At 59.9% G+C, this 25,114-nt stretch carries 18 protein-coding genes; 2 read left to right on the top strand and 16 right to left on the bottom strand.

Annotated features, from left to right (window positions below; all coding sequences use genetic code 11):
• Positions 1–3: 3 nt before the first annotated feature.
• Both QRN36_RS08605 and QRN36_RS08600 read right to left on the bottom strand, forming a co-directional pair.
• Positions 4–768, bottom strand: a complete 765-nt coding sequence (locus QRN36_RS08605) for an amino acid ABC transporter ATP-binding protein (RefSeq protein WP_285423676.1) — start codon at positions 766–768, stop codon at positions 4–6.
• Positions 769–804: 36 nt separating this feature from the next.
• The gene (locus QRN36_RS08600; protein ID WP_093467967.1) at positions 805–1,683 is read right to left on the bottom strand and encodes an amino acid ABC transporter permease; all 879 of its coding nucleotides are present in this window, start codon (positions 1,681–1,683) and stop codon (positions 805–807) included.
• Between the two features lie 309 nt (positions 1,684–1,992).
• Here QRN36_RS08600 and QRN36_RS08595 point away from each other — a divergent pair, with 309 nt between their 5' ends.
• A complete protein-coding gene (locus tag QRN36_RS08595) occupies positions 1,993–2,958 on the top strand; it encodes a LysR family transcriptional regulator (protein ID WP_285423654.1) in 966 nt (321 codons plus the stop codon).
• A 126-nt stretch (positions 2,959–3,084) separates the two neighbouring features.
• On the opposite strand, the gene QRN36_RS08590 is transcribed toward QRN36_RS08595, so the two are convergent.
• The 4 genes from QRN36_RS08590 to QRN36_RS08575 all read right to left on the bottom strand — a co-directional run bounded on the left by QRN36_RS08590 (position 3,085) and on the right by QRN36_RS08575 (position 8,038).
• Entirely contained in the window at positions 3,085–5,529 is a 2,445-nt protein-coding gene (locus QRN36_RS08590) for a TonB-dependent receptor (RefSeq protein WP_285423653.1), read from the bottom strand.
• A gap of 134 nt (positions 5,530–5,663) precedes the next feature.
• Complete coding sequence (locus tag QRN36_RS08585; RefSeq protein ID WP_285423652.1) at positions 5,664–6,629, bottom strand: FecR domain-containing protein; 966 nt, start codon at positions 6,627–6,629, stop codon at positions 5,664–5,666.
• Positions 6,629–7,135, bottom strand: coding sequence for a sigma-70 family RNA polymerase sigma factor (locus tag QRN36_RS08580; RefSeq protein ID WP_285423651.1), 507 nt, complete (start codon positions 7,133–7,135; stop codon positions 6,629–6,631). The genes QRN36_RS08585 and QRN36_RS08580 overlap by 1 nt, the downstream gene beginning before the upstream one ends.
• Positions 7,136–7,345: 210 nt before the next feature.
• Positions 7,346–8,038, bottom strand: coding sequence for an HAD-IA family hydrolase (locus QRN36_RS08575; RefSeq protein ID WP_285423650.1), 693 nt, complete (start codon positions 8,036–8,038; stop codon positions 7,346–7,348).
• 228 nt (positions 8,039–8,266) lie between these two features.
• Here QRN36_RS08575 and QRN36_RS08570 point away from each other — a divergent pair, with 228 nt between their 5' ends.
• Positions 8,267–9,754 carry a YdgA family protein gene (locus QRN36_RS08570; RefSeq protein ID WP_285423649.1) on the top strand — a complete coding sequence of 496 codons (1,488 nt, stop codon included), beginning with the start codon at positions 8,267–8,269 and terminating at the stop codon, positions 9,752–9,754.
• Between the two features lie 72 nt (positions 9,755–9,826).
• Here QRN36_RS08570 and QRN36_RS08565 read toward each other — a convergent pair whose 3' ends face one another.
• The 10 genes from QRN36_RS08565 to tssE form a co-directional block, all read right to left on the bottom strand.
• A complete protein-coding gene (locus tag QRN36_RS08565) occupies positions 9,827–10,957 on the bottom strand; it encodes a mechanosensitive ion channel family protein (protein WP_093467984.1) in 1,131 nt (376 codons plus the stop codon).
• 171 nt (positions 10,958–11,128) lie between these two features.
• The gene (locus tag QRN36_RS08560; protein ID WP_285423648.1) at positions 11,129–11,389 is read right to left on the bottom strand and encodes a hypothetical protein; all 261 of its coding nucleotides are present in this window, start codon (positions 11,387–11,389) and stop codon (positions 11,129–11,131) included.
• A 195-nt stretch (positions 11,390–11,584) separates the two neighbouring features.
• The gene (locus QRN36_RS08555) at positions 11,585–11,872 is read right to left on the bottom strand and encodes a hypothetical protein (RefSeq protein WP_285423647.1); all 288 of its coding nucleotides are present in this window, start codon (positions 11,870–11,872) and stop codon (positions 11,585–11,587) included.
• Between the two features lie 9 nt (positions 11,873–11,881).
• Positions 11,882–16,252 (bottom strand): RHS repeat-associated core domain-containing protein, encoded by a 4,371-nt coding sequence (locus QRN36_RS08550; RefSeq protein WP_285423646.1) that lies wholly within the window; start codon positions 16,250–16,252, stop codon positions 11,882–11,884.
• A 30-nt stretch (positions 16,253–16,282) separates the two neighbouring features.
• Positions 16,283–16,717, bottom strand: a complete 435-nt coding sequence (locus QRN36_RS08545; protein WP_285423645.1) for a DcrB-related protein — start codon at positions 16,715–16,717, stop codon at positions 16,283–16,285.
• Between the two features lie 26 nt (positions 16,718–16,743).
• A complete protein-coding gene (locus QRN36_RS08540) occupies positions 16,744–18,687 on the bottom strand; it encodes a type VI secretion system Vgr family protein (RefSeq protein WP_285423644.1) in 1,944 nt (647 codons plus the stop codon).
• A gap of 60 nt (positions 18,688–18,747) precedes the next feature.
• The gene (tssH, locus tag QRN36_RS08535) at positions 18,748–21,426 is read right to left on the bottom strand and encodes a type VI secretion system ATPase TssH (RefSeq protein WP_285423643.1); all 2,679 of its coding nucleotides are present in this window, start codon (positions 21,424–21,426) and stop codon (positions 18,748–18,750) included.
• Entirely contained in the window at positions 21,419–22,498 is a 1,080-nt protein-coding gene (tssG, locus tag QRN36_RS08530) for a type VI secretion system baseplate subunit TssG (protein WP_285423642.1), read from the bottom strand. Before tssG ends, tssH begins: the two co-directional genes overlap by 8 nt.
• A complete protein-coding gene (tssF, locus tag QRN36_RS08525; RefSeq protein WP_285423641.1) occupies positions 22,462–24,321 on the bottom strand; it encodes a type VI secretion system baseplate subunit TssF in 1,860 nt (619 codons plus the stop codon). Before tssF ends, tssG begins: the two co-directional genes overlap by 37 nt.
• Complete coding sequence (tssE, locus tag QRN36_RS08520) at positions 24,318–24,830, bottom strand: type VI secretion system baseplate subunit TssE (RefSeq protein WP_285423640.1); 513 nt, start codon at positions 24,828–24,830, stop codon at positions 24,318–24,320. The genes tssF and tssE overlap by 4 nt, the downstream gene beginning before the upstream one ends.
• Positions 24,831–25,114 lie beyond the last annotated feature (284 nt).

The raw sequence follows: 25,114 nt of genomic DNA, 5'->3' as shown, positions 1-25,114 counted from the left end.
GGTTTAGGTGCGAACGGCAGAAATAAAGCTTTGGGTTCTCGGGTTTTGTGGACTTATTAGAATGTCTTCGGGGCTTCCGGCCTCCACAATCTGGCCGCCGTCCATGAACACCATGCGGTTGGACACTTCGCGGGCGAAGCCCAGTTCATGGGTCACGACGATCATCGTCATGCCGCTCTGCGCAAGGTCGCGCATGACCGACAGCACCTCGCCCACCAACTCTGGATCGAGGGCGGAAGTGGGTTCGTCGAACAGCATCAGTTTGGGACGCATCGCCAGCGCCCGGGCAATCGCGACGCGTTGCTGCTGGCCGCCGGACAGTTCGACGGGATACGAGTGACGCTTGTCTGCCAGGCCGACGCGAGCCAGCAACTCGACCGCCTCGTCGTGAGCTTCCTTGGGCGATCGTTTGAGCACCTGAATCGGGCCTTCGACGACGTTCTGTAACGCCGTCATGTGCGGAAACAGGTTGAAGCGCTGAAACACCATGCCGGTGCTCAGACGCTGGCGCGCGATCTGTGCGTCGGTCAGTTCATGCAGCTTGTTGCCGACGATGCGGTAGCCGACCAGCTCGCCGTCGACCCACAGGCCGCCCTTGTCGATCTTTTCCAGCTGATTGACGCAGCGCAGCAACGTGCTCTTGCCCGATCCCGAGGGGCCGATGATGCACAGCACTTCGCCTTGCTCGACCTCGATGCTGACGTCTTTGAGGGCGTGGAACTGGTCGTAGTATTTGTTCAGGCCGACAGCTTTGACGATGCTTCTCATGTGACTTTTGTTCATGGGGCAGCTCCTGGGCCTGACTTACGAACGCTTGCCGGCGCCGCGCGCAAAACGCAGCTCCAGACGGCTTTGGCCGAACGACAGCACCGTGACCACGGCCAGGTACCAGATCCCTGCGACGATCAGCAGCTCCATGACCCGGGCGTTGGCGTAATAGATGTTCTGCGCGTTGTGCAGCAATTCGGAATACTGGATCACGCTTGCCAGACTGGTCATCTTGACCATGCTGATGAATTCGTTGCCCACCGGCGGAATGATCACCCGCATGGCCTGAGGCAGAATCACCCTGCGCAGCGCTTGCAGGCGTGGCATGCCGATCGACTTGGCAGCCTCGTACTGACCGGTGTCCACCGACAAGAGCCCGGCTCGCACGACTTCGGCGGTGTAGGCTCCCTGGTTGATGCTCAGCCCCAGCAGGGCCGCGACGAAGGGCGTCATCAGGCTCACGGTGTCGAGCTGAAACACGCCAGGAATACCAATCACCGGGAAGATCAGCGCCAGGTTGAACCAGAGCAACAGTTGCAGGATCAGCGGTGTGCCGCGAAACAGCCAGGTGTAGGTAATCGCCACGTAGCGCAGGATAGGATTGGCCGACATGCGCATGATCGCAGTGATCACGCCAATCACCACGCCGAGGATCATCGCCAGAATGGACATGATGATGGTGTTGAGCAGCCCCCACAGAATCGCCTGTGAGGTGAGGAACTGGCCGATATAGGCCCACTCGATCTGCCCGTTGGCGAAGGCGCGGGCCAGTCCGGCCAAGGCAACGACGATCAGCGTGGCAAAGAAAATCCGTCCGTAATAGCGACGCGGGACGTGCTCGTATTGAGTGATGTCGAACTCGTTTTCAGTCTTCTTGCGTTCGGCTTGCAAACGTTCCGCCTGGTTCTGGTTCATGGTGAGTCTCCGAAGCTGTGTGCAGGCCGCGCATGATCATCCGCAGCGAAGGCGAGGTCCGGGCATCAAGGGGCGGCGTGAACACGCACCTGAGGCGGGGCATTCGCTGAGGATCCAGGGCAGTTGAGCGTTGCGAGTCCTGATCGAAGTGTCAGGTTTATTATCGTTAGAGTAAGGCCCGGTTCACTGAGCAGGGCGTCGAGCGGATGGTTGCCAATCGCCATTTTCTGTGTTCTTTATTATCTATCGGGCATGTTTTTGTTGTGGGGCAAAGCCTGTTGAATATAACGGGCGAGGTAAATAAGCATTATGGAAACTCCACTTTCCACTTCTGGAAACTTGCCATCCAGACCGGGAAACCGTCCTGCGCTTACTCTGAGCGGGATGGACTTCAAGCTGCTTCGGGTTTTCCAGGCGGTGGTTGAAGCGGGAGGATTCAGCGCTGCGCAGAACGAGCTGAACGTGGGCCTGGCAGCGATCAGCAAGCAGATTTCCGACCTTGAGATTCGCATTGGCATGCGCCTCTGCACGCGTGGCCGGGAAGGGTTTCATCTCACCGAGGAAGGCAAGCTCGTCTATCAGGCGGCCATCGAACTATTTGCCTCTGTGGACAGTTTCAGAGATCGGATAAGTTCGGCGCAGAACGAGTTGATTGGTGATCTGAGTATTGGCGTTATCGACAATACGCTGTCCGATAAAAGTTCATCGTTAATTAACGCACTCAGAATAATGCACGACGAAGCGCCAAAAGTAAGATTGCGTCTGCAAGCGTCGCAACTCGATGAAATCGAGCGGGGCATGGTCGAGGGTCGGTTGAGTCTTGGCATCGTGCCGGTTTATCAGCGCCGCGAAGAATTCGATTATTTCGAGCTCTATGAAGAAACATCGCACGCCTATTGCGCACAGGGCCACCCGTTGTTCGAGGCCGACGACAGCACGCTGGATATCGACAGCCTGCGTCATTGTCAGGTGGTCAATCATCGCTACGCGATCCATCGCGACAAGGCCAGTTTCGTCAATCACGACAGTCAGTCCGCGTCGGCCTCGCAGGTGGAGGCCGTTGCAATGTTGATCCTGACGGGTCGGTTCATCGGCTTTCTGCCCGAGCACTACGCCCAGCCACTGGTGCGCGATGGGCAGTTGCGCGCGTTGCGCCCTGATCTCATTCACCTGAGCACGCCTTTCAACCTCATCCTGCGCCATAACGCTCCGCGCAGCCCGTTGGTCAAAGCCTTCGCACAGGCGCTAGGCGTAGACCTGAAACGGCTGGTTTGAAGCTGATGGCGTGCGCGCGCACCCTGCGCACGGATCTGCGGTTGCGCTGGATTCGCGACGCCGGGCAAGCAAACCGGAGCGCGTCGGGAATCCCGCTCAGAGAGCCGCGGGACTTGCGCTCAAGGCTTAGAAATCAACGGTCGCCGACACCTTCAACGTCCGCGGCTCACCTTGGGTCAGGTAGTTGTTGGCGGTCGATGCGGAGGCCCAATACGCTTTGTTCGCGACGTTCTCGACGTTGGCGCGCAGCGTGATGTATTTGTCGTCCGCCTTGAAGCCATAACGCGCGCCGAGATCCACCCGCGTCCAGGACGGGATGCTCAAGGTGTTGTCGGCATTGACGTACTCGCCGCCGGTGCGCAGCATCCGCCCGCTCAACGCCGCGCCTTCGATGCCCGGCACATCCCAGTCGGCGCCCAGGTTGTACTGGAAGCGCGGTACGCCGGCCGCGCGATTGCCGTCGGTGGCACCGCCGCTGGTTTTGTCGAGTTCGGTGTGCATGAAGGTTGCACCGGCCAGCAGACGCAGGCCGTCGACAGGCTCGCCGAAGACGTTCATCTCGACGCCTTTGTTGACCTGTTCGCCGTCGACGCTGAATACATTGCTGCGGCTGGTCGAGCTGTTGGGCTGCTCGATGCGGTACACGCCCAGCGTCGCACCGTAAGTGTCCCCATCAAACTTCACGCCCGCTTCAACCTGTTTGCTGCGCTTTGGCGGAAACACCTCGTTGGGATTCGCGGCGCTGGCGGGCGACGTTGGCCCCTGGGCCAGGCCCTCAATGCGGTTGGCGTAGAACGACACATTTTCCCAAGGCTTGACCACCAATCCATACACCGGGGTGGTGATGGATTTGTCGAAGGACGGATTACGCGCCCCGGACGACGTGTTCCACGAGTCGATTTCCATCGTCTGCCGACGCACACCCACGGTCAGCAGCACCCGATCATCGATGAACCCCAGCGTATCGGACACGGCAGCGCTCTTGATGCGGTTTTTACCAACGATCCGCGGATCATGAATGTCGCTGCCAAAGTAGGTGTTGGTCGGCCGCGGAAGCTGCACGGGATCATAAATATTATTCGGCGGACGATTAGCCTGCAGAATCGCCTCGAACGAGGAACGTTGCTCGCCCCAGATGCCTGACAGGCCAAAGTTCATCTGGTGGGTAACCGGACCTGTATTGAAGTGACCGTTCAACCCGGCAATGGCGCTCTTGTTGTCCTCGTCGTGAGGAGAGTAAAGGAAACCGGTCTTGGCCGTGCCGGACTTGTCGCTGACATACAGGGACGAGTATTCGCCGTTCTCACGGGTATGTTTCGCCCCAGCGCCTGCGTAGGCCGTCCAATAGTCGTTCAGGTCGTATTCACCGTTGACCATGCCGTAGGTGTCTTCCAGCTGCGACCAGGTCCAGTCCTGGGTGTAATTGTCCTTGGCAGAAGGCGCGTGCGGTACGGCCGTGCCGTTGGGATAAACCACAGAGCGGCCCTGATTGATGCGCTCTTTCTGGTAGCCGAAATCGGTGGACAGACGCAGTCGCTCGCCTCGGTAGTCCAGTGCCACAGCAATCAACTGCGAACGTTTGGTTTCGTCATCAATCGCTGTCTCGCCGCCATGCTGGGCGAGGTTCACGCGGGCGCCGAAACGGTTGTCTTCACCGAACCGCGTGCCCAGGTCCAGGTGGCCACCCACCTGACTGTCGCCGGTGTAGTCCAGCGTCACGCTGCGGGTCGGCTTGTCTTCGGCGCGCTTGGGCACGATGTTGACGCTGCCTCCGATGCCGCTGCCTTGCGGGGCAACACCGTTTACGAAGGCGTTCGGACCCTTGAACAGCTCGACGCGCTCGACCGCTTCAGTGGTGATGATCTGGCGCGGAAGCAGGCCGTACATGCCGTTGAACGCAATGTCGTCCGTCTGCAGCGGCAAGCCGCGAATCGTGAAGACCTGAGAGAAGTTGCCGAAGCCTGCCGACTGACGCACCGAGGCGTCGTTGAGCAATACGTCGCCCAGCGTTCTGGCCTGCTGATCAGCGATGGTCTTGGAGGTGTAGCTGACCACGCTGAAAGGCACATCTTTGATGTCCTGATTGCCCAGTACGCCGAGCCGAGCCGAGCGCGCGACCTGGCCGCCAGCGTAAGTATCCGCCTGAGCACCCAGTTCACCGTCGACAGTCGTCGCGCCCAGTTGCACAGCGTCGCCGACATTGACTTGCGGAGCGACCGTGTAGCCATTGGCGCCGGTGCTGATGAGTGAGAATCCGCTGCCGTTGAGCAGCTGTGCAAAGCCAGATTGCACGGTGTATTCGCCCTGCAAGCCAGCACTGTTGTGGTCATTGAGCAGCTTGGCATCGAACGACAGCGGTACGCCGGACATCGCGGCGAATTGCGCAAGCACATTGCCCAGCGGACCGGGCGCGATGGAATAACTGCGCACCCCGCTGGTTTGTGCAGCCTCTGCCGCCATCACGCTATGGGTCGGCAGCAACGCCGTCAGGGCCACGGCCAGACTCAGTGCCTTAACCTTAAAGCGAGTAGGACTCATTCTTGGAGAGTGATGGTGCGGCCTGAAAGTCATTCGGCAATCCTGTCGACGCAAAGAAAGTGTGGGGGTCTCTTGCACACCGAACGACAGGAAAAAAGGTATCAGCGAAAGTCGATAGTTTTTTTGGTATGCAGCCAATTCGGGGCTTGTCAGTCGTGACGACCGGTTCAGCCGCGCGGCTCAACCGCCACCCAATACCGTGTCAGGCTGCTGACGTTGATCGGCATCGTTTGCTGCAACAGGCGCAGGCTGGCGTCGGTATCGCGCAGCGAAAATGCACCGGAAACCCTCAGATCCGCCACCGAATCGTGACAGCGCAAGACACCCGGGCGATAGCGACCCAGCTCCGTCAGCAAGTCCGCCAAGCGCATGTTTGTGGCGACCATCATGCCGTTCTCCCACGTCATGCTCGCCCTATCCAGCGGCTGCACGGGATAGGCGCTGACAGAACCGAACGCGCTTTGCTCGCCTGCCTTGACGATCACCGCCTGACCGCCGCTGACCGGCCGCATTTCCACTGCGCCTTCCACCACCGCCAGGCGGCTCATCTGATCCTCGACGCGCACGCTGAAACGCGTGCCCAGCGCCCGAGCCGTGCCGTGCCGCGTCTGAACGATGAGAGGGCGATAGGTCGGCGACGGGTCCTTTGCTGTGGTGATCAGCACTTCGCCGGTGAGCAATTTGATGCGTCGCTCATTGGCGTTGAAGGCGATGTTCAGTGAACTACCAGTGTTGATCAGCATCTGCGTGCCATCCGGCAACGTCAGGTTTTTCTGCTCGCCGATGGCGGTGTGCTGATCGGCCATCCATTCCTGCCACGGCAGCTCGCGCTGCGCCAGCCAGATTGCCGGGCCCGCCAGCAGAAACAGGCCGATGCGGTTGAGCGCCTGACGTCTACCGATGCTTTTATTGCGGCCAATGCGTTTGATCGTATCGCTGGCAATTGTGCCAGGCACCGCGCGGAAGTCGCCGATGATGGCTTCTGCACGCTGCCAGGCCTGAGCATGTTGAGCGCTGCGACCGCGCCAGAGCGCTACAGCGCGGTGGTCTTCCTCAGTCGCGGCGCCGGATTGCAGCTGCACCAGCCAGTCAGCGGCTTCGCCCAGGATCTGCGGATCGATCGGATGATTCATCACGCCACGCTCAGGCAGGCGAGGAATGCGTCGCGCATGTAGCGCTTGACCGTGATCAGGGACACGTTGAGTTCGCTGGCGATCTGCGCATAGGTCATGCCGTCGATCTGCGACATCAAGAACGCCTGACGTGTCTTTTCCGGCATTTCACGGAGCATGGCGTCGATGCGATACAGCGCTTCGAGAATCAGCCAGCGGGTTTCCGGCGACGGCACTTCAGGCTCAGGCAGGTGGGCAATGGTCTCCAGATACGCGCGCTCGACATCCTGTCGGCGCCAGCGATCGATCACCAGGCCCTTGGCGATGTGCGTCAGCAGCGCGCGTGGCTCCGCGCCCAGGTTGGCGGGGCTTTGTCGGGTGAGCAGGCGGATGAACGTGTCATGGGCCAGATCGGCTGCATCGCAGCGATTGCCCAGCTTGCGATCCAGCCAGCGCTGTAGCCAGCCATGGTGTTCGCAATACAGGTTCTGGACATGCAGATTGAGCGATCGATCGATTGACGACATAGGGACCACTAGAACATACCGGGCATCCTTGCCGGATGTAATTAAGAATTGATCGCATTCTATAGTCGACACGAGAGCGCTGGCAATTTCATTCTGCGCAGGCGGTATCGTCCGCAAGACGGCTGTTCAGGCAATTCAATGACCGAACAGCCGCGTTGCGAGCGCATTCACAACCTATGTACTGCTGGCGTTTTCACACAGCTGGCAGAATCAATCGCGGTAACCCGGCAGGCCCCAGTCTTCCAGCGGGAATTGCGCCAGTGAACCCAGGATCAGGTCGGCATGGGCATACTGCTCGACGGGCATATGCGAATCCGGAACGGCCACCGCATACATGCCTGCAGTCTTCGCGGCTGTCACGCCGAAAGGCGAGTCCTCGAACACCAGGCAGTCCTTCGGGTCCACGCCCAGGAAGCGAGCGGCGACGAGAAAGATATCCGGCGCAGGTTTGGCAGCTGTCACGTCCTGATGATCAGCCGTCACGACATGCCGAAACAGCTCGAACCACGGACGATGATTGCTCGTTTTCACATTGAAGTAATGAAGCGAGGAGCTGGTGCCCACGGCAATCGGAATATTGTGCTCAGCCAGATGCCGCACCAGAGCCTCGGCCCCAGGCATCGGTTGCGCGTGGGGAAAGCGCTCGTCGAGCATCGGCTGGCGCACGGTCAGGAATTCCTCAGCGGACATCGGCAATTCCAGAGCGCTGATCACGTAGTCGGCGAAATCCTGTGAGCCACGACCGATGGAATGCTGCTTCACCGCCCAGTCGAAGGTTTTCCCGTGCCAGTTAGCGATGGTGTTGGTCACCTCGGTGTAGATGCCTTCGGTGTCCAGCAACAGGCCATCCATATCGAAGATCACCGCTTTGATCGGTCCCTTGGGCTTTTGCGCATCGCTCATCTCATCGATCCCGTTTGCAAATTGACGTTCAGCCTAACGTTTCGAGGAACGCTGTGGCTAGGGGCGACTCCCGTTCATCGCGGCTGCAAAACGTCCTCATCAAGTGCTAATCTCGCGCGCTATCGGCAGCCAGAAATGCTGCCCGGCGCGCGCACCGATGCGTTGAAACCCTGCGGGGTCACGGAAGACACGACCCCTCTTCAAGAACGGACATCTTCGAGTCGACACATGAAAAAATCAGTCAACATTGCCGTAGGCGTCATCGTGGTTGCAGGCGCTCTGGTCACCGCCGGTGCCTGGTATACGGGAGTTCGTCTTGAAGGCGTGCTGGGTGATGTCGTTCAGCAAGGTAATCAGCAGATGCAGGCCGCGCTCGTTGGCCAGGAAGCCAGCGCGAGCATCGAATTGCTGTCACTGGATCGCCATTTTTTCACCAGCACCGCCCATTACAAACTGACGTTCCGCGACCGTCAGCTTACCGACGATCAACCCGTGGAGCTGTTGTTCGTGGACAACATCGAGCATGGCCCGCTGCCGTGGAGCCGGGTGAAGTCGTTGCAACTGGTGCCGGTCATGGCGGCCAGCAACGTGCAGCTGGAAAAGAACATCTACGCCGAAAAATGGTTCGCCATGACCCATGACCAGTCGCCGCTGACGGGCCACTTCAGCATGGGCTACGATCGCGCTGGCTTGGGCCGCATCGACTTTCTGCCATTCGAATTCAGCAGTCAGGAAGGGGATTTCAAGTTCTCCGGGCTGACCCTCAACGCCTCAGCCAGCGGCAACGGCGAGAAGCTCGAAGCCAACGGTCTGCTGGGCAGCCTGGATGTCACCGCGACGTCCGAAGAGGGGCCGGTCAAACTGTCGATGAAAGACTTCACGTTCAACACCGGCGGCACAAAGGGCCAGTCTGGCTTCTACCTGGGCCACAGCGACGCCAGAGTGGGCGCGTTTACATTCCAGGCCGCCGGTCAGCCTGCAATCGAATTCAAGGACTTCGTCAACACCAGCCTGCTGCAGGAAGTGGAAGGCAACCTCAACGCGCAGGTCAGTTACGACGTCGGCAATATCAGCTTCGACGGGCAGAGCATTGGCTCCTCGCAGATGCTGTGGAAGTTTGCCAATTTCGATATCGCCGCGACCAAGTCGCTGTTCCAGCTGTACCAGGAGAAAATCCAGCCACAGGCGCAGGCGGCCGCAGCGACAGGCCAGTCCTATACGCCGCATCTGAGCGCAGCGGATCAAGCTCAGATTCAAGCTGAGATCGGCAAGCTGCTGACCGCCAAGCCACACATCGAGCTGGAAAAGTTCTCCCTGAAGACTGCCAGCGGCGAGAGCCATTTCAACCTGTCGATGGACCTGGGCAATCCGAGTTCTCTCGACCAGCCGGGCGCCGCCTTGCTCAAGCAATTGCTGACCCGGCTGGACGCCCGACTGGTGGTCTCCAAGCCGATGATCCGGGACCTGGCAGCGTTGCAGGCAAAATCGGCGGGCCTGACCGATCCCGTGGCGATTGCCCAGCAAGCCCAGGGCGCCGCCGAATCCGTAAGTGGCATGGCTGTGATGCTGCAGGTGGGCAACGTCGAGGGCGACAACATCGTCTCCAACCTGCATTACGCCGATGACATGGTGGATTTCAACGGCATCAAGATGACCGCCCAGCAGTTCGCGGCGGCGATGATGGGCAAGTTCGTGATGTTCAATCAGGGGCAGTGAGTTCAAGCGGGGCACCGACTCGGCGCCCCGCTGAACATTTCACATCAAGCGCGTCACGCGCCTTGAGGCTGCTCAAACCGGAGGCTGACGGGCAATCTCGGTCGGCGTTTCGTGACCTTCTCGTTCGGGCTGAACCGTACGCGATGACATCTCGGCGCGCAGCTGCGGCAGATATTGCGGGTATTGCTTGGCGACAAAGCTGATCAGCCGCTCGCGCATGTGGCAGCGGGCGTCCCAACTGCGCGACGAATCGGCCGAACTCAGCAGCACCCGCAGCTGCATGGCTTTGGCGGTGGTGTCCGTGACCTGCAGCACGCACACGCGCCCATCCCACAAATGCGGAATATCCCTGCAGATGCGCTCTGTTTCTTCGCGCAACTCTTCCAGCGGCAGTGCGTAGTCGACCCATAAGAAGACCGAACCAATCAGGCTCGACGTGCTGCGCGTCCAGTTCTGGAAGGGCTTTTCGATGAAGTACTGCAACGGAATCACCATCCGCCGCTCGTCCCAGATTTTCACCACCACGTACGTGCCGCTGATCTCCTCGATCCGACCCCACTCGCCCTCCACGATGACCACGTCGTCCAGCCGAATCGGTTGAGAGATCGCAATCTGCAGCCCGGCAATCAGGTTACCCAGCACCGGCTTGGCGGCGAAGCCCGCAGCCAGTCCCGCCAGCCCCGCAGACGCCAGCAGACTCGTACCGATCTGCCTGACCGGCGGAAAGCTCATCAGGATCAAGCCCGTCCCGAACAGCAGCACCAGCACGTTCAGGCAGCGAACCAGAACGCGCACCTGCGTCTGAATGCGCCTGGCCTGCAGATTGTCCTCGATATCCAGCGGATTGCGGATCGCCACGGCCTCGCCGATCGCTCTCACGCAACTGAGCGCCAGCCAGGTAAAGCCTGCCACCACCAACATCCCGTTGAGATGCCTGACGCCGTTGATCAACATCAGATCATCCGGCGCGGAGGTCCAGACGGTTTGCAGTGCCAATAACGGGATCAGCCACAAACTGGGCGGCTCGGCGCGCAGTATCAGTTGCTGCGCAAAAACGAAGGAATTGGCAAATCGTCGAAGTACCACCAGTGCGAACCAGCGCCCCAACAGGGCGATGCAGACAGCGGCGGTCGCGGCGATAAGTGTGTTCAGCCATGGCAACGGCAGAGCGTTCAGCCAGGCGTCCGGGAGGACGTGTTCCATACAGGGAGCTCGCTTGGAAGACGGTTCAAAGACAAGAAGTGTGAACCTCCCCGCCGCCCAATCGTTCCCCGGATGCGGGATATTGAGCCGCGTTGGCTTACGGCTAGGTTCAACGAGGCCCTGCATTCCGAGTCAGCGGGGGCGGCAGCCCAAGAAAGAAAACCTGGGGTGTCAGAGCTTTTTTACCTTCCAGACTCGACTCGCGGCGGTGAAAGAGATTCCTTTGAAAAAAGAAGCCAACATCGTCACTTCCTCCCAGGCATAGACACGCGCCGAATTGAGTACCATGGAGCTGTCTTGATTCGAGATCTCTAATAAATAACGATCTTTTTCATAATCGGCGTAAGCACCCTCTGATAACGCATATCGAGCCGGACGTATCGTGATCACGCAGTCGTCCGCCAAGTACACCGTTTTTTCCAGCTCAGCCACGTCCTGATTCCAAGGGTTTCTGGTGCCAGACGCTGACTCACCATTGTCAATTAGCAGCGTGTACCAGTGAGCACTCACCTCGTCCGCTAGCGCTTTCTCCAAATTTTAACTTGAGCGTACAAGGCGCTTTTTCATAACTCTAGTCCGTACGATTGCACTGGTTTCGGGAGTCTGTGCATTTTGAATTACCTGAAATCAGAAAGGTAAAGTCCCTTTGATGGGGCCGAGTTTTTCAATTTCTGCGCCTACCCTTCGCAGGTATTGCAACGCATCTCGTAATTCGGTGAATGTCGTCATTACTTCTTCTGCATAGTCTTCAAAAACATCCAGCTTGGATTCTTCTATTTTCATAAAATAGATGATGTAAGCGTCTTTCTCTTTTTTAATTGCATATTGGTAAAGATATTGGGTCGATTCGCTTGTGCGGATCTCGTCGTACCCACGTCGTTTTCCTGAATTGAGAGCATTGATCAGGTTGTCCATTGAGGGGCCTCAGCTAGTTATGTCGATGCGGACCATCGTTCCGTCCGCACGTTTGATGTTTATATGTGGGAGTTCGCCGTGTCCTGTTCCTTTTGGATCGTCATGACCAAATACACGTCCGGTCGCTCTGTCGATTGGGTAGTCCTTCCTGTAGCGGACCTTGCCGTCTTTCTTCTTGAACTGCTCCATTTTGAATTTCTTTCTAATACCCGCCGCATCTTGTGAACCAATGCCACGGACTTTCTGAGCGTCAGGAAACGCTTCCATCACAAGTTCGTGAGCTTCACCTTTAGTTTTCACACTCACCGTTGTCTTCTGAGGTCCATTGCGTAGCGCGTCTATGTTTTTGCCACAAGCGGCTAACCCCCAAGGATCCACCCACCCAACCGGATTCGGCGCGTACTGATATAAATTCAGTCCGCCCAGCAACCCGATCGGATCCGGCGTGGTGAAGCGTCCGATATCTGGATCGTAGAACCTGAAGGTGTTGTAGTGCAGTCCGGTCTCGCGATCAAGGTATTGGCCCTGGAACCTTAGGTTTTGCTCCTCGATGAAGTACGGCTCGCGGGTTTCTTCGCAGGTGTTGCCCCAGACGTGATAGCGCGCTTGCCACACGGTGCGGCCGTCGGTTTCGGTGAGTTGTTCGGGCAAGCCGTTCAGGTCGTTGTGGTAGTAGCGAATCGTTTGCAGGGCGCCGCTGCCGTCGATACGGGCGAGGGGTTCGTGGCTGCCGTCTGCATAGACGTACAGGCTGCTCAGGCTGTTGCGCTGTTCGTGCAGCAGACGCAGGCGATCCCACATAAAACGAGTTTCGCTGAGCCGCTGCCCACGCCCGTTGTATTCGCTTTTGCCGATGCGCCGACCCAGTGGGTCGTAGCTCATGCGCACGACATGGCCGTTCGGGTTGTGCACCTCGATCAGTCGGCTTTCTGCGTCGTATGCGAAGCGTTGGATACCGTGACGCATGCTGCGTTTTTCGATCAGCCGCCCGAAGCCGTCGTAGCGATAGCGCTTGTCCTGATAGGTCAGCAATCGGTTATGACGTATCAGGCCCGCCTCTGGATGCGAACCATCGAGCAGGTTGGCCGCAGCGTCGTAGGCAAAGGTTTCATTGTCCCCCCGAATACTGTCCTGACTGGCGATGATTCGGCTTGTCGCATCGTAGTGCAGCAGCGTTCGGCGATCCTGAGGGCGGCTTCGATACAGCCGACCGGTCAGGTTGTCGCACGGATCGTATTGAAACTCTTGGCTGGATTGCGCAGGCAGTTGCGGCGGTTGATGAGTCGGGCGACGCATTCTTGCGCGCAAACGCCCGCAGCGATCGTATTGGCTGCGCGTCGTGATCTGCCCCTGACTGCGCAGCACCTCGCGATGCAGACGATCGCGCTCGAAATCGCTGATGACCTGTCCGTCGAGGTTGATCTGGTGCAGATGACCACTGCCGTAGTGCAGCCGATTGAGCCAACGGCCATCGGGCAAGTGCGTCTGAATCAGATTGCCCAGTTCGTCGTAGTGATGCTGTAACGATCCTCCGGCGCTTCGCTCACCCCGCAGGCGACCCGCCGCATCGTAATCGAAGCCAAGACACTGCTGACCGTTCTGCACATCGGTAAAAGTGACCTCGATAAGCTGATCCATCGCGTTGTATCGGTATTCGGTGCGGCCATCGGCAGTAATCTTGGCGGTGAGCCGACCTACTGGGTCACGCTCCAGCGAATGAACAATCGATGCGGGCATCCGCGGGTCATCATCAGGCGCAGGCAGGTGCTCGACCCGAACCGGATTGTTCAGACCGTCGTAGCTGTAGTGGCGCTGGCTGCCGTCCAGATCCTGTTGCGCGACCAGTCGATCGCCGGCGTCCCAGGCGAAGCGATAGCTTTCACCATTTTCATTACTCAGGGCGTGCAGTCGGCCATAGGCGTCATAACTGAAACGCACCCGGCGATTGTGCGCATCGAGACGCTGGCGCACCTGGCCGCGACGGTCGTACTCATAACGCGTGGTGTGGCCAGCTGGATCGGTATAGCCGGTGAGCAACCCACTGGCATCGCGCAGGTAGTGCTCGACCCGACCATCTGCAAGGTGGCTGCGTAAGAGACGTTCCTGTGCGTCATGCTCAAACGTCGTGCACTCGCCCAGCGCGTCGGTGATGCCTTGCAAGTAGCCGCGCGAGTCGTAGTTGAAGGATGTGGAATAGCCTGAGCAATCCACGTGTTCGGTCAACTGACCGAAATCATTCCAACGCAGTTGCTTGCGTTTGCCGATGGCATCAACGATCTCGACCACCTGACCGCGCTCGTCGTAGCGATAGCGCGTGACGTGGCCCAGGGGATCGGTTTCCCGGGTGCAGTTCCCCCGCGAATCGTAATGGTAGTGCCAGCTGTTGCCCGCGGCGTCCGTTGCCACTCTCGGCAGCGACCAATGCTCCAGCCAGACGGTCGCATCCTGGCGACCCAATGGGTCTTGAGTCCCGATGAGATTGCCTGCGTCGTCATAGCTGTATCGCCATTCTCCGTCGTGTGGATCGACGGCCGAGAGCAACTGCCGCTCGTCATTCCAGATAAACCGCCAGGTCTGGCCCAGCGTGTCTGCGTATTCGGTGATCTGGTGCTGACTGTTCCACAGGCGAGTGCTGCATCGATGCAGGCTGTCGGTGATCCGCGTGCTGCCAGCGTTCAGGTCATAATCAAAGTGGTATTCGTCGCCCTCGTCGGTCCAGTGGCGAATCACCCGCCACTCAAGCCCATCGAGCAGCGCCCATTCATAAAAACAGCGCAGGCCCGTCGGCAACCGATGCTCAACCATGCGCCCGCCGGGGTCATAGACAAAGCGTCGCTGCACGGCGCCCAGCGCATCACGAACCTCAGCCAGATCGCCGCATGCATCGTAGGCATAGCTCGCCAGAATCTGGTGAGTCTGATCGTCGAGCGTACGCTCGATGCGCTCGACCCTACTCGGCCACTGTCCGGAATACACCAGCGATACGCGAAGCAGGTCGAACGTATCTCGCAGCTCAATCAGCCTTCCATCACTGTCGTAGTTCAGATAAATACGGTTGTCGTTGCGATCGCCTAACTGGGTGAGGCGCAGGTACGTGGCGTCGCCTGGTGCGGGCTCGAACAGCCGATATATCCCGTCCTGACTTTCGATCAGCAACTGCCCGTCGTCATGCCGCCGCACCGCAAGCCCCTCGCCTGCGCTGAAGACAGCGCCGCCCGGCGGGACAGAGCCCATGTCGATGGACCGAGCTTGCTCATCGATGTAGATCAGGCGCTCACCGCCGTCTGGATGAACGTCGATACGCACGTTGACTTCGTAGGCGACGCTCCAGCCAGTGCCGAACATCCCGTTGCGGCGTTCATCGCGGCTGTTGTAAAAGCGCTGCCAGTCGATGGGCAGAATACCTGGCAGCACGAAATCCAGCTCCTCGGCACCGCCCAAGACCTTGGCGCCGGTCGCTGCGTGCACCGGATTTGGCGAGCCAGCGATGGCGTGGGTCAACGCCCCCATCGCCGAACTGACGGCGAAGGCGTTTACACCGCCAAGCAGCATGCAGGGCAGATTGCTCTGAAACGTGCCCCTGCGGCCCTTGAGCATCATCAGCGCGGTGACCGCCAGACCGACGCCGGGCGTCTTGCCGCTGCGGATTTCGCGCACCACGACCTTGCCGCCACCAATGCGCACATTGGGAGAGATCAGCCCCGACGACACGACCGTGGCATCGCACGTGCTGCGGTCGCCGCTGCGCACGGCGGGTTGACCGTTGATGGTGACCTTGGCCGAACCTTCAGCGAGCATTTGCGGCGGCATTGGTGGATGGCGGGTGCAAAGGAGCAGGTCCAGCGGCTTGGGCGCGACGCCCGGCCCGGGTCTCGCAACGGTGGGACGCCACATCTGCGAGAAGAAACCCATGGCCATGTCGAGAAAGCCTGATTCGTCTTCGGGCGTTGCCGCAAAACCATCGGTTTGCGAGCTGTCAGACGAGCCCGCGGCTGCCGGTGTGAACGGTACGCTACCCGCCGCCCTCGCCGCAGGCAGTCCGTTGATGAAGGTGTCGCTGGAGCCGGTCGAGATGTTGGCCTGAACCGTGGCCGGGAACAGCCCGTTACCGATGTCCTCGCATAACGACCCCAAACCTTTATCTGCCCCGGTTTTGCTCATTGCCACGCCGACAACCAGGCCGACCACGGCACCCAGCACGCAAGCGCCGATGCCGCCTGTGGCAACCGTGAGACCGGTCGCTGCAACGACTGCAGCCGTGGCCACTGCACCAATGGCGATGTTCGCAGCTACTTCAAGAACCCCGCCGAACACGTCGGCCATCAGTGAGGTGTGCGACAACGCATCGCCGACCCGGGCGGCCCAGAGTGCATCAGACATCGGCGACACTCATGAACGAAACCTGACCGCTCATTGGCTGACGTCGAATTGCAGTGATGCTTTGATCTGCGCCCAATGCACAGCTTCGGCATCACCCAACGGCTGGGTTTTGACGTAGCTCAGGGCGAGCATTTTGCGGGTCCCGGGGAGTACCAGCGCCAACTGATACTGAAAGATATCCTCGGCGCCTTTGTTGAACTGGCTCCGTAATTCCAGCGCTTCGACTGGCTCCCCAGCGCCGAGCCGAATCAATTGAACGGGCTGATGACGCAGGTTGTTGACTTGTTTCTCCAGCCGCTTGAGCTGGTCATCAAAATTGCTGTGCAAGGTCTCTTCGTCAGTCAGCAGGCTTCGGCTGACGATCAACGACGTCTCCAGCTTCGGGAACGTGAGGATGTTGATCGAGGCGTCCTGCAGCTCTGCGTCGGGCAGGGCGAACTGAAATTCGTTGATGCGATACGTCATGGCGACGGGTTCTCTCAGGCTAGTCTTTATTGGCTGGATTTCGGCTTGGGAAACATCGCGTTGACGGCGGCATCGATGCTGCTTTTGTTGCCCTGGCCGTCCGGCGTGGCGCCGGGACCGCCGCCGATGTTCAAGTGCAGCTGGCCGCCGGTATTGATCTGGGCGCTGCCCTCGGTGTTTACGTTGAGCTGCACGCCTGTAAGGTTGATCTGCCCACTCGCATTGAGCTCCAGCACACTTTTCCCGCAGACCAGACGAAGGTTTTCGCCCACCTCGATCAGGTAACTGCAGCTGACGCTGTCTGCCTTGCGGGAACCCACCAGCAGAACGTCGTCGTGCTTGACCGCGCGCACTCTGTCCTGACCGATCGTGACCAATTCGTTGTTTCCGACACCTTTACGACGGTCATGCCCCACCCAATGGCTTTCATCCACCTCGACCACGATGTCCTGATTGCGCTCGGCGTGGATGTACAGTTGCTCGGCGCCTTTTTTGTCTTCCATGCGGATTTCGTTGAAGTTGGCAGGCGTGCCGCCTTTGCTCGAGCGGCTCTTCATGCCGCTTTGCGTGGCGTTGGCGGGCAGGTCGTAAGGCACGGCCTGCTCGGCGTTATAGACGCGGCCGGTAATGATCGGCCGGTCGGGATCGCCTTCCAGAAAGCTGACGATGACTTCCTGCCCGATGCGCGGAATCTGCATCGACCCCCAGTTTTTACCGGCCCACGCTTGAGACACGCGAATCCAGCACGAGCTGTTTTCGTTGGATTGGTCGTGACGGTCCCAATGGAAATGCACCTTCACCCGGCCAAATTGATCGGTCCAGATCTCCTCACCGACGGGGCCGACCACCACGGCTGTCTGCGGCCCTTTGACGATGGGGCGGGCGGTGGTGGGCAGCGGGCGGAAGCTCTGCTGCGCGTCCAAGCAGGTCAATGCGCTGTCGAACTGCGCGCCTGCGGAATGGGTGCCGCTCTCCAGACTTTCTTGGGCAATCTGGTAGCGCGAGCCAACGATCAGGTATTCGCGGTTCTGGTCCTGACGGCTGAATCCGGTCAGGCTGAATACGTGACCGACGCCCAGGCCACGCGCATTGCCGCTCAGTTCAACCCGTTCATGCAGGCTGTGAATCGCCTCGATGCGCGTGCGCGCATAGTGCTCGCCGTCCTCGCTGTCCACGTAGGTGCCGGGATAGTCGTACAGTGGATAGTCGCCGGCGCTGTGTGGCCGCGGTATCTGCGAGCGCACGTCGATGCGGGCGCTTGGCCGCTGAAAGTCATAGTCGTTGAGCTCAAGCGAGCCTGGCTGGACCTGCTGGGCCAGATGCCAGTCGCTGATGTGATCACGCTCGCGATGCTGCCCATCCGGCGGGAAGAACGGTACGAACTCGTAACCGGGTGCTGGAAGATGCGCGCCATAGGCATCGGCCAGCACCAATACATGGCGATCCTTTTCGTGACGGAAGAAGTAGTAGATACCCTCCTGCTCCATCAAGCGGCTGACAAAATCGAAGCTGTTTTCACGGTATTGAACACAGTATTCCCACTCGCGATAAGGCCGGCTGAGGGCGTCTTCGAAGTCGGAAAAACCAAGATCGCGGAACACCTGTTTGATGATCTGCGGGATGCTCAGATGCTGGAAGATCTTGCAGTCGGAGGTGCGAGTCAGCAGCCACAGCCAGGGCCGCAGCGTGACCTGATAGCTGGCGAACTGACCGATGTCGACGTTCTGGCTGCAGCGTGAAACCACCCCATGAAAATAGCGGCTGCCGCCATTACTCAGTTGCAGCGCCACGCTCATCGGCTTGCCCAGCAGCTGGTTCAGGTCGATCGCGTGGTCGCTGGACGTCAACTGCAACTCATACTCGAACAGACGCCCCAGCTCCTCGGCGCCGTCCATGTGTTTCAGGAGCAGGACGTCCGGGCCCAGCGGGCTGCTGACTTGGGCCTGACGCGTTATCTGGGTGAATAGCATGGGTTATCTCAATACCGTTGTGGCCGGCGCAGGGGGCGGGCGGGTCTGTAACAGCGGCGGTCAATCGACATCGCTGAACTGGTAATCCAGGCGGTTATCTCGGACGCGGATCTGCACTTCGGCCATCGGCTTGCCTTCGAGCATTCGGGTCAGGAACTCGCGGCTCATGTCAGGCAGCAATGTGTTGGTGAGGATGGAGTCGATCATTCGCCCGCCGCTTTCGGTTTCGGTGCAGCGCGAGACAATCAGGTCAACCACCGTGTCGTCATAGGCAAACGCCACCTTGTGCGTGGCTTCCACCCGGTTTTTGATGCGATCGAGTTGCAGACGGGTGATCGCCTTGAGCATCGCGTCGTTGAGCGGGTAGTACGGGATCGTCACCAGACGCCCCAACAGGGCAGGCGCGAAGATCTCAAGCAGCGGCTCGCGCAGGGCTTTGGCGATGTCTTGCGGATTCGGCACGTTCCCGGTGTCCTGGCACAGATGCGAAATCAGCTCAGTCCCGACGTTGGTGGTCAGCAGGATCAGCGTGTTCCTGAAGTCGATCAACCGGCCTTCGCCGTCCTCCATGACGCCCTTGTCAAAGACCTGGAAGAACAGCTCGTGCACGTCCGAATGGGCCTTTTCCACCTCGTCCAGCAGCACGACGCTATACGGTTTGCGCCGCACCGCCTCGGTCAGCACGCCGCCTTCGCCGTAACCGACGTACCCGGGCGGTGCGCCCTTGAGGGTCGAAACGGTATGGGCTTCCTGAAACTCGCTCATGTTGATAGTGATGAGGTTTTGCTCACCGCCATACATTGCTTCGGCCAGTGCCAAAGCCGTTTCGGTCTTGCCGACGCCTGAGGTCCCGGCAAGCATGAACACCCCAACGGGTTTGCCCGGATTATCCAGGCGGGCGCGGGAGGTCTGGACACGCTTGGCGATCATCATCAGCGCGTGGTCCTGTCCGATGATGCGCTTGCTCAGGTAGCGATCAAGATTGAGCACGGTCTGCAGCTCATTGCGCGCCATGCGACCGACCGGAATGCCGGTCCAGTCGGCGACCACCGAGGCCACGGCCTGATAATCAACGGTCGGCAGAATCAACGGATTTTCGCCCTGCAGGGCATTCAGGCGCGATTGCATGACGATCAGCTTTTCGCGCAGTGCGTGACGCGGGTCTGCGTCGTCATCCGGGTTCGCGACGGCTGCGACTTCCTGGAGCTGCTCGCGCGTGGCCAGCAGCTCATCCACCTGCGACTTTTCGTCAAGCCAGCGAGTTTCCAGCTCGGCCAGACGTGCGCGCTCGCGGCTCAGGAGGTTGGCGCTGTCCCCGTGACGCGTGCCCGTCTCGACGCCCAGGGCATGTTCTCGCGCGATGATCCGCACCTCGGTTTCCAGCGCCTCAATGCGTCGGCGGCTGTCGTCCACTTCGGCAGGCACCGCATGCAGACTGACAGCAACTCGTGCGCATGCGGTGTCGAGCAGGCTGACGGATTTATCGGGCAGTTGCCGGGCTGGGATGTAGCGCTGTGAAAGCTTGACCGAGGCTTCCAGCGCCTCGTCGAGAATCTGCACCTGATGGTGATTTTCCATGGCGCTGACAACCCCACGCATCATCAGCAGCGCCTTGTCTTCCGAGGGCTCATCGACCTGCACCACCTGGAAGCGGCGGGTCAGGGCAGGGTCTTTCTCAATGTGCTTTTTGTATTCGGTCCATGTCGTCGCGGCTACCGTGCGTAAGGTGCCACGCGCCAGCGCAGGTTTCAGCAGATTGGCCGCGTCGCCAGTGCCCGCCGGCCCGCCCGCGCCAACCAGCGTATGGGCCTCGTCAATGAACAGAATGATGGGTTTCGGTGATGCCTGAACCTCCTCGATCACGTGGCGCAAACGCTGCTCGAACTCGCCTTTCATGCTTGCGCCTGCCTGCAACAGGCCGACATCCAGACTGCGCAGTTCGACATCTCTGAGCGCGGGCGGAACGTCTCCAGCGACGATGCGCAATGCGAAGCCTTCCGCCACCGCAGTCTTGCCAACCCCGGCCTCGCCAGTAAGGATCGGGTTGTTTTGTCGACGACGCATGAGGATGTCGACCATCTGCCGGATCTCCTCGTCGCGTCCGACAATGCGGTCAAGCTTGCCGCTGCGCGCCAGCTCGGTCAGGTCCACCGTAAAACGCTTGAGCGCTTCCTGCTTGCCCATGACGCTGGGCGCGATCGCGCCGCTGGCCTCACCCGGGGCGGCCCCTGCATTGGAACCGTCGTTGGCGCTCAGCGCGTTTTCCGGGGAATCACCTACGTATTCGTCAAAGCGCTCGCTCAACGCCTCGACTTTGATCTTTTCGAATTCGCAAGACAGATCCATCAGGGCGCGACGCAGGCTTAGAGTTTTGAGAATGCCGACCAGCAGATAGCCTGTTCGTACCTGCGCATCGCCAAACATCAAGCTGCCGTAAACCCACCCACGCTCGACCGTTTCCTCGACGTGTGAGGACAGATCAGTGATCGATGTAGAACCTCTTGGCAGGCGATCCAGTGCCTGGGTCAGGTCTTGGGCCAGGCGCGCCGGTTCGACCTCGAACTGCCGCACGATCCGGTGCAGGTCCGAGTCCTGCAATTGCAGCAGTTGATGAATCCAGTGGGCCAGTTCCACATATGGATTGCCCCGCAACTTGCAGAACACGGTGGCGGATTCGATGGCCTTGTAACCAAGGCTGTTGAGCTTGCCAAACAGCGCTGCGCGACGGATTTCACCCATGTTTCGTGCTCCTTGCGTGAGGGTCTTTGGAAGTTGCGGACGGCGGCTGCATCGAGCGCGCCTGTTCGGCGTAATGACGGGCCAGAATCAGGTCCTGGGCATCTTCTGAGGGCTGGCCGAGCCAGGTGTTGAAACCCAGGCGGAACTGGCCGTCGAGCCGTAAGGCGGGAACGTGCGCTTGTCCGAGAATCAGATTCAGGTCCCAGTCCAGCTCATGGCCCAGGTACTCGGCGACCCAGGCGACAAGGTGCGAAAAGGCTTCGCTGTCGGGCAGCATGCTCATGTACTCGTCGAGCTTGAGCGGACCAAGTCGCAACCGAAACGTGTGCTGGCGATCCCAGACCTGAGCGCCCAGACAGAAATCCACGCCCAGTTGATTGGCGCTGACTCCCAGGCGACTGCGCTCGGGCAATTCCAGCCACTGGCCGACGTACTCTTCGATCTCAACCGGCAATCCGAAATAGTCCTCCAGAATTGCCTTCAGGCCGTCCGGGTAACGGGTCTGCGCTGCCAGATGGCCGCTGAAGTGCAACTTGGCGGTGTCCGGAATCAGCCCCTGATCCAGCAGGCTCGGCATGCCGCGACCGCTCAAGGCGGCGAGACGCGCGGCCCAGTAATCATCATCCGGCCGGTCGTGGCTGACCGCCGGTCGTGCTTCGGCCCACGCCCGATAGAACAGGCTGAGCAGGCGATGATGGAAGATGTCGAGAAAACGTTTGCTCGTGCTGTCGGCATGGTTGCGCTGGCGCTCGCGCTCGTACTCGGTCAGATGCAGCGGTAATGGGCCATTGGGGCCACCGAGGCCGAAAAAAAGCTGCTCCAGCCGCGCCGGCTTGTCGTCTTCTGCAGGCGTCAGCGCTGCCAGCGTCGAGGGCGCGAAGGCGCAATCGGGTTGCTGGCCCATGCGCAGTGGGTCGTCGGCCAGCCGCAGGGAATGGCCCCATCGTGGCAGCTGCGGTGACTGGCATTCGATGCGTCGTAGCGCCTGAAAAAAATCATATTCCCACGCTTCGACCGGTGTAGCGGTGAGCGTGCTCACAGGACCGGACGGCGGCCGGGCTTGGCTTTCCATCGCATGATCTCGCCGCGTTCGCTGGTGCGAATAACGGTCTCAGTAAAACTGTTGATGGATACGTAGCGCGCCACGAAGCGTTCAAGCACGGCGCCGAGCAAGAACACACCGGTGCCGCGAAAAGCGTTTTCGTCGAACTCCAGGGTGATTTCGAGGCCGCGCCCGAACGCGATCGGTCCCGGCATCGGCAAGCGACGGGTGCACGCTTTACTGCTGACCTCGCGCAGGCCTTCGATCTGCAAGGCCAACGCGGCGTCATTACTGTCGCCGTATAAGCGGAGCAGTTCGCGAAGCGCAGCCGCACCCTGACCGTGCTCGCTCAGCGACAGGTAATTCAGCGAAAGCTGACTGATCAGGCGCCAGGCTTTCTGGTCGTGGGCGTGGCTGGCGCGGGGCCGGCTCGGTGCGATCAGGCAACGAATCGACACCACGGGTGCGCTGTCGGCGAGCGTGAAGTCGGTCTTGCCACCGCCGATCGTCATGAACAGCGGCAGGTCGCGATTCGTGCACAGCGCACTGATACCCAATTGGCGCAGGTCGGTGCGCCAAGGCGCTTGATTGCTGTCCGCGAGACTGATGAACGTCTCACTGCCCACGTAGGTTGAGCGTGTGCCGGTGCGACGCTGCTCACTGGACAGCACACGGGGCTCACGACGCAGGGTGTAAAAGGCGGTGTTGCGCCCATAGCGTGAGGGATCGCGCACGGCGTAGAACGGAAGGAACGGTTGTTCAGGCCCGGCGCCGTGCCCGGTCACGGCGGTGATCGAGTGAATTTCAAAATCCATCGGCCGCGTTCGATCGGCGATGACATGATGCTCGTTGACTCGATCAGACACGTGAACTCGGTCGACGCGTCGCGCAAACAGGTTGATCGCCGGTGTGCAGAACGGCACAAACTGTTGAGGCCCGACACTTCCTTCCAGGCTTTGGTCAAATCGGTCGAAAAGTACGACCAGTTCCAGCTCTTGACCTGAGCACCGGCTTACCGCTGTGCCAAGCGCCGTGACGTCGACGAACAGGTAGCGTTGCGGCAGCGCGAAGTATTCCTGCAGCAGCCTATAACCCTGAAATGCTTGCGGGACCACAGGCATCGCCGCCTCGCGGTCATCGAAACCGCAGGGCTTCAATGCGTCGACAGGCAGGCGCTCGATCCAGTCGCCGTCGGGCTGGCGCGCAAATACAGCGCAGGCATTGCCGAGCAATTGCTCGTACAGCTTGAAGGGCTGCTCATCCGCGCCGTTGAGATAGAGCGGCAGATGTTCGAGGCCCAGGCTGTTGATCGGCAATTCTGCGCCCGTACGCAGCGTGAGACGCAGGCCAGCCTTGGCTCTCGGCTCGCCGGCGGCCATTCTGCCCAGCACGGTCGCGGGATTGCCAAAATACTCAGCCTGACTGATCTTCAACGGCCACAGCGTCACAGGATGAGCGCTGCGGTATTCGCAGGATGTCTGGGAGTCGCGGCCCAGCGCGGCGCGTAGAATGCTGTCGCGAGGCAGGGTGAAGCCACTGCTCAAGGAGCCGTCATCCGGGTCGATCTGCATCTGCACCACAGTCATCGACGGTGTTGGCGCGAGGTAGTGCGGGTAAGCGATTTCCAGCAAGTTGTGGGTGAATGTCGGGTATTCGGCATCGAGTTTGAGCTGCACCCGAGCAGTGAGATACGCAAAACCTTCCAGCAGGCGCTCGACGTAAGGGTCGGCGCATTCGATCCCGGACAGCGTCAGGCGCCCGGCGATCTTCGGGTATTCCCTGGCAAACTCCGCCGCACTTTCGCGCACGTGCAGCAACTCCTGGTTGTACAACTCCAGCAGGCGCGGATTCATGGGCGCCTCCGTTGTTCGGCCGGGGCGACCTGTACATGACCGGACTCCAGGTCCAGATCGGTGCGAAGCAACAGTGGTAATGCAACCGGCTGAGCCCAAAGATCGCCTTCGATCTCGAAACTCAACGCGTTGTGGTTCATCCGATTGGGCACGGCCTGAGCGCGAACGCGCAGCGTGTGCCGCAGAATCCGGGGCTCGAACGTGGCGATGGCTTGATGAATCAGCCGTTCCAGAAGGCTGACGTCTATGTTCGACGCGCTGGTCCCGGTGAGCGGAGGCAGGCCGAAATTCACCACTGACGTGCCCGCCTGCGTGTTCAGCGTGGCATCGGCGTCTAACAGCGAAGTGGTGTTGAGCAGCCACGTCAGGTCACGCAATACCGACGCCTTCAACTGGTTCAGGGTGAGGACGCGTCTATCGGCGCCTTCTTGAAGATTGCCGGGCTCGTCATCGGTCAGACGATCGAGGAGTGAAGGCTGCAGACGCTCACGCAGGGTCAGGCTGTTCACCCGTTGAGCTGCCAGGTGAAGTCTTTTTGATCCCAAAACCGAGGCAGACATGCAACCCAGCGTATGGACGCTGTTTCTATCATGTCTTTCCAGTATCGGATGGGCTGCATGCGTGTCGCCTTGTGGTTTTCCCGAGGGCCAACGCAGGGATTGCCGTCCGGGCGGCTCGTCGGAACCTCGGAACAGGCTCTCCACAAATTGATAAACGAAGGTCTCGCCACGGTTTCTGCGTCCTGCGGATAAGTCGGTGTGGGATACGCGCCCGGCAGATACCCGGGCGCGTA

Origin of the sequence: Pseudomonas sp. efr-133-TYG-103a, from assembly GCF_030209235.1 — a bacterium.
Classification (GTDB): Bacteria; Pseudomonadota; Gammaproteobacteria; order Pseudomonadales; family Pseudomonadaceae; genus Aquipseudomonas.
The sequence above is the reverse complement of the archived record's forward strand: the minus strand, read 5'-3'. Positions and strand labels throughout refer to the sequence as shown.

What these genes read in the sequence shown, in the direction of transcription:
- QRN36_RS08605 (WP_285423676.1), bottom strand. Translation starts at nt 768, where the DNA reads ATGAGAAGCATCGTCAAAGCTGTCGGCCTGAACAAATACTACGACCAG.
- QRN36_RS08600 (WP_093467967.1), bottom strand. Translation starts at nt 1,683, where the DNA reads ATGAACCAGAACCAGGCGGAACGTTTGCAAGCCGAACGCAAGAAGACT.
- QRN36_RS08595 (WP_285423654.1), top strand. Translation starts at nt 1,993, where the DNA reads ATGGAAACTCCACTTTCCACTTCTGGAAACTTGCCATCCAGACCGGGA.
- QRN36_RS08590 (WP_285423653.1), bottom strand. Translation starts at nt 5,529, where the DNA reads ATGACTTTCAGGCCGCACCATCACTCTCCAAGAATGAGTCCTACTCGC.
- QRN36_RS08585 (WP_285423652.1), bottom strand. Translation starts at nt 6,629, where the DNA reads ATGAATCATCCGATCGATCCGCAGATCCTGGGCGAAGCCGCTGACTGG.
- QRN36_RS08580 (WP_285423651.1), bottom strand. Translation starts at nt 7,135, where the DNA reads ATGTCGTCAATCGATCGATCGCTCAATCTGCATGTCCAGAACCTGTAT.
- QRN36_RS08575 (WP_285423650.1), bottom strand. Translation starts at nt 8,038, where the DNA reads ATGAGCGATGCGCAAAAGCCCAAGGGACCGATCAAAGCGGTGATCTTC.
- QRN36_RS08570 (WP_285423649.1), top strand. Translation starts at nt 8,267, where the DNA reads ATGAAAAAATCAGTCAACATTGCCGTAGGCGTCATCGTGGTTGCAGGC.
- QRN36_RS08565 (WP_093467984.1), bottom strand. Translation starts at nt 10,957, where the DNA reads ATGGAACACGTCCTCCCGGACGCCTGGCTGAACGCTCTGCCGTTGCCA.
- QRN36_RS08555 (WP_285423647.1), bottom strand. Translation starts at nt 11,872, where the DNA reads ATGGACAACCTGATCAATGCTCTCAATTCAGGAAAACGACGTGGGTAC.
- QRN36_RS08550 (WP_285423646.1), bottom strand. Translation starts at nt 16,252, where the DNA reads ATGTCTGATGCACTCTGGGCCGCCCGGGTCGGCGATGCGTTGTCGCAC.
- QRN36_RS08545 (WP_285423645.1), bottom strand. Translation starts at nt 16,717, where the DNA reads ATGACGTATCGCATCAACGAATTTCAGTTCGCCCTGCCCGACGCAGAG.
- QRN36_RS08540 (WP_285423644.1), bottom strand. Translation starts at nt 18,687, where the DNA reads ATGCTATTCACCCAGATAACGCGTCAGGCCCAAGTCAGCAGCCCGCTG.
- tssH (WP_285423643.1), bottom strand. Translation starts at nt 21,426, where the DNA reads ATGGGTGAAATCCGTCGCGCAGCGCTGTTTGGCAAGCTCAACAGCCTT.
- tssG (WP_285423642.1), bottom strand. Translation starts at nt 22,498, where the DNA reads ATGGAAAGCCAAGCCCGGCCGCCGTCCGGTCCTGTGAGCACGCTCACC.
- tssF (WP_285423641.1), bottom strand. Translation starts at nt 24,321, where the DNA reads ATGAATCCGCGCCTGCTGGAGTTGTACAACCAGGAGTTGCTGCACGTG.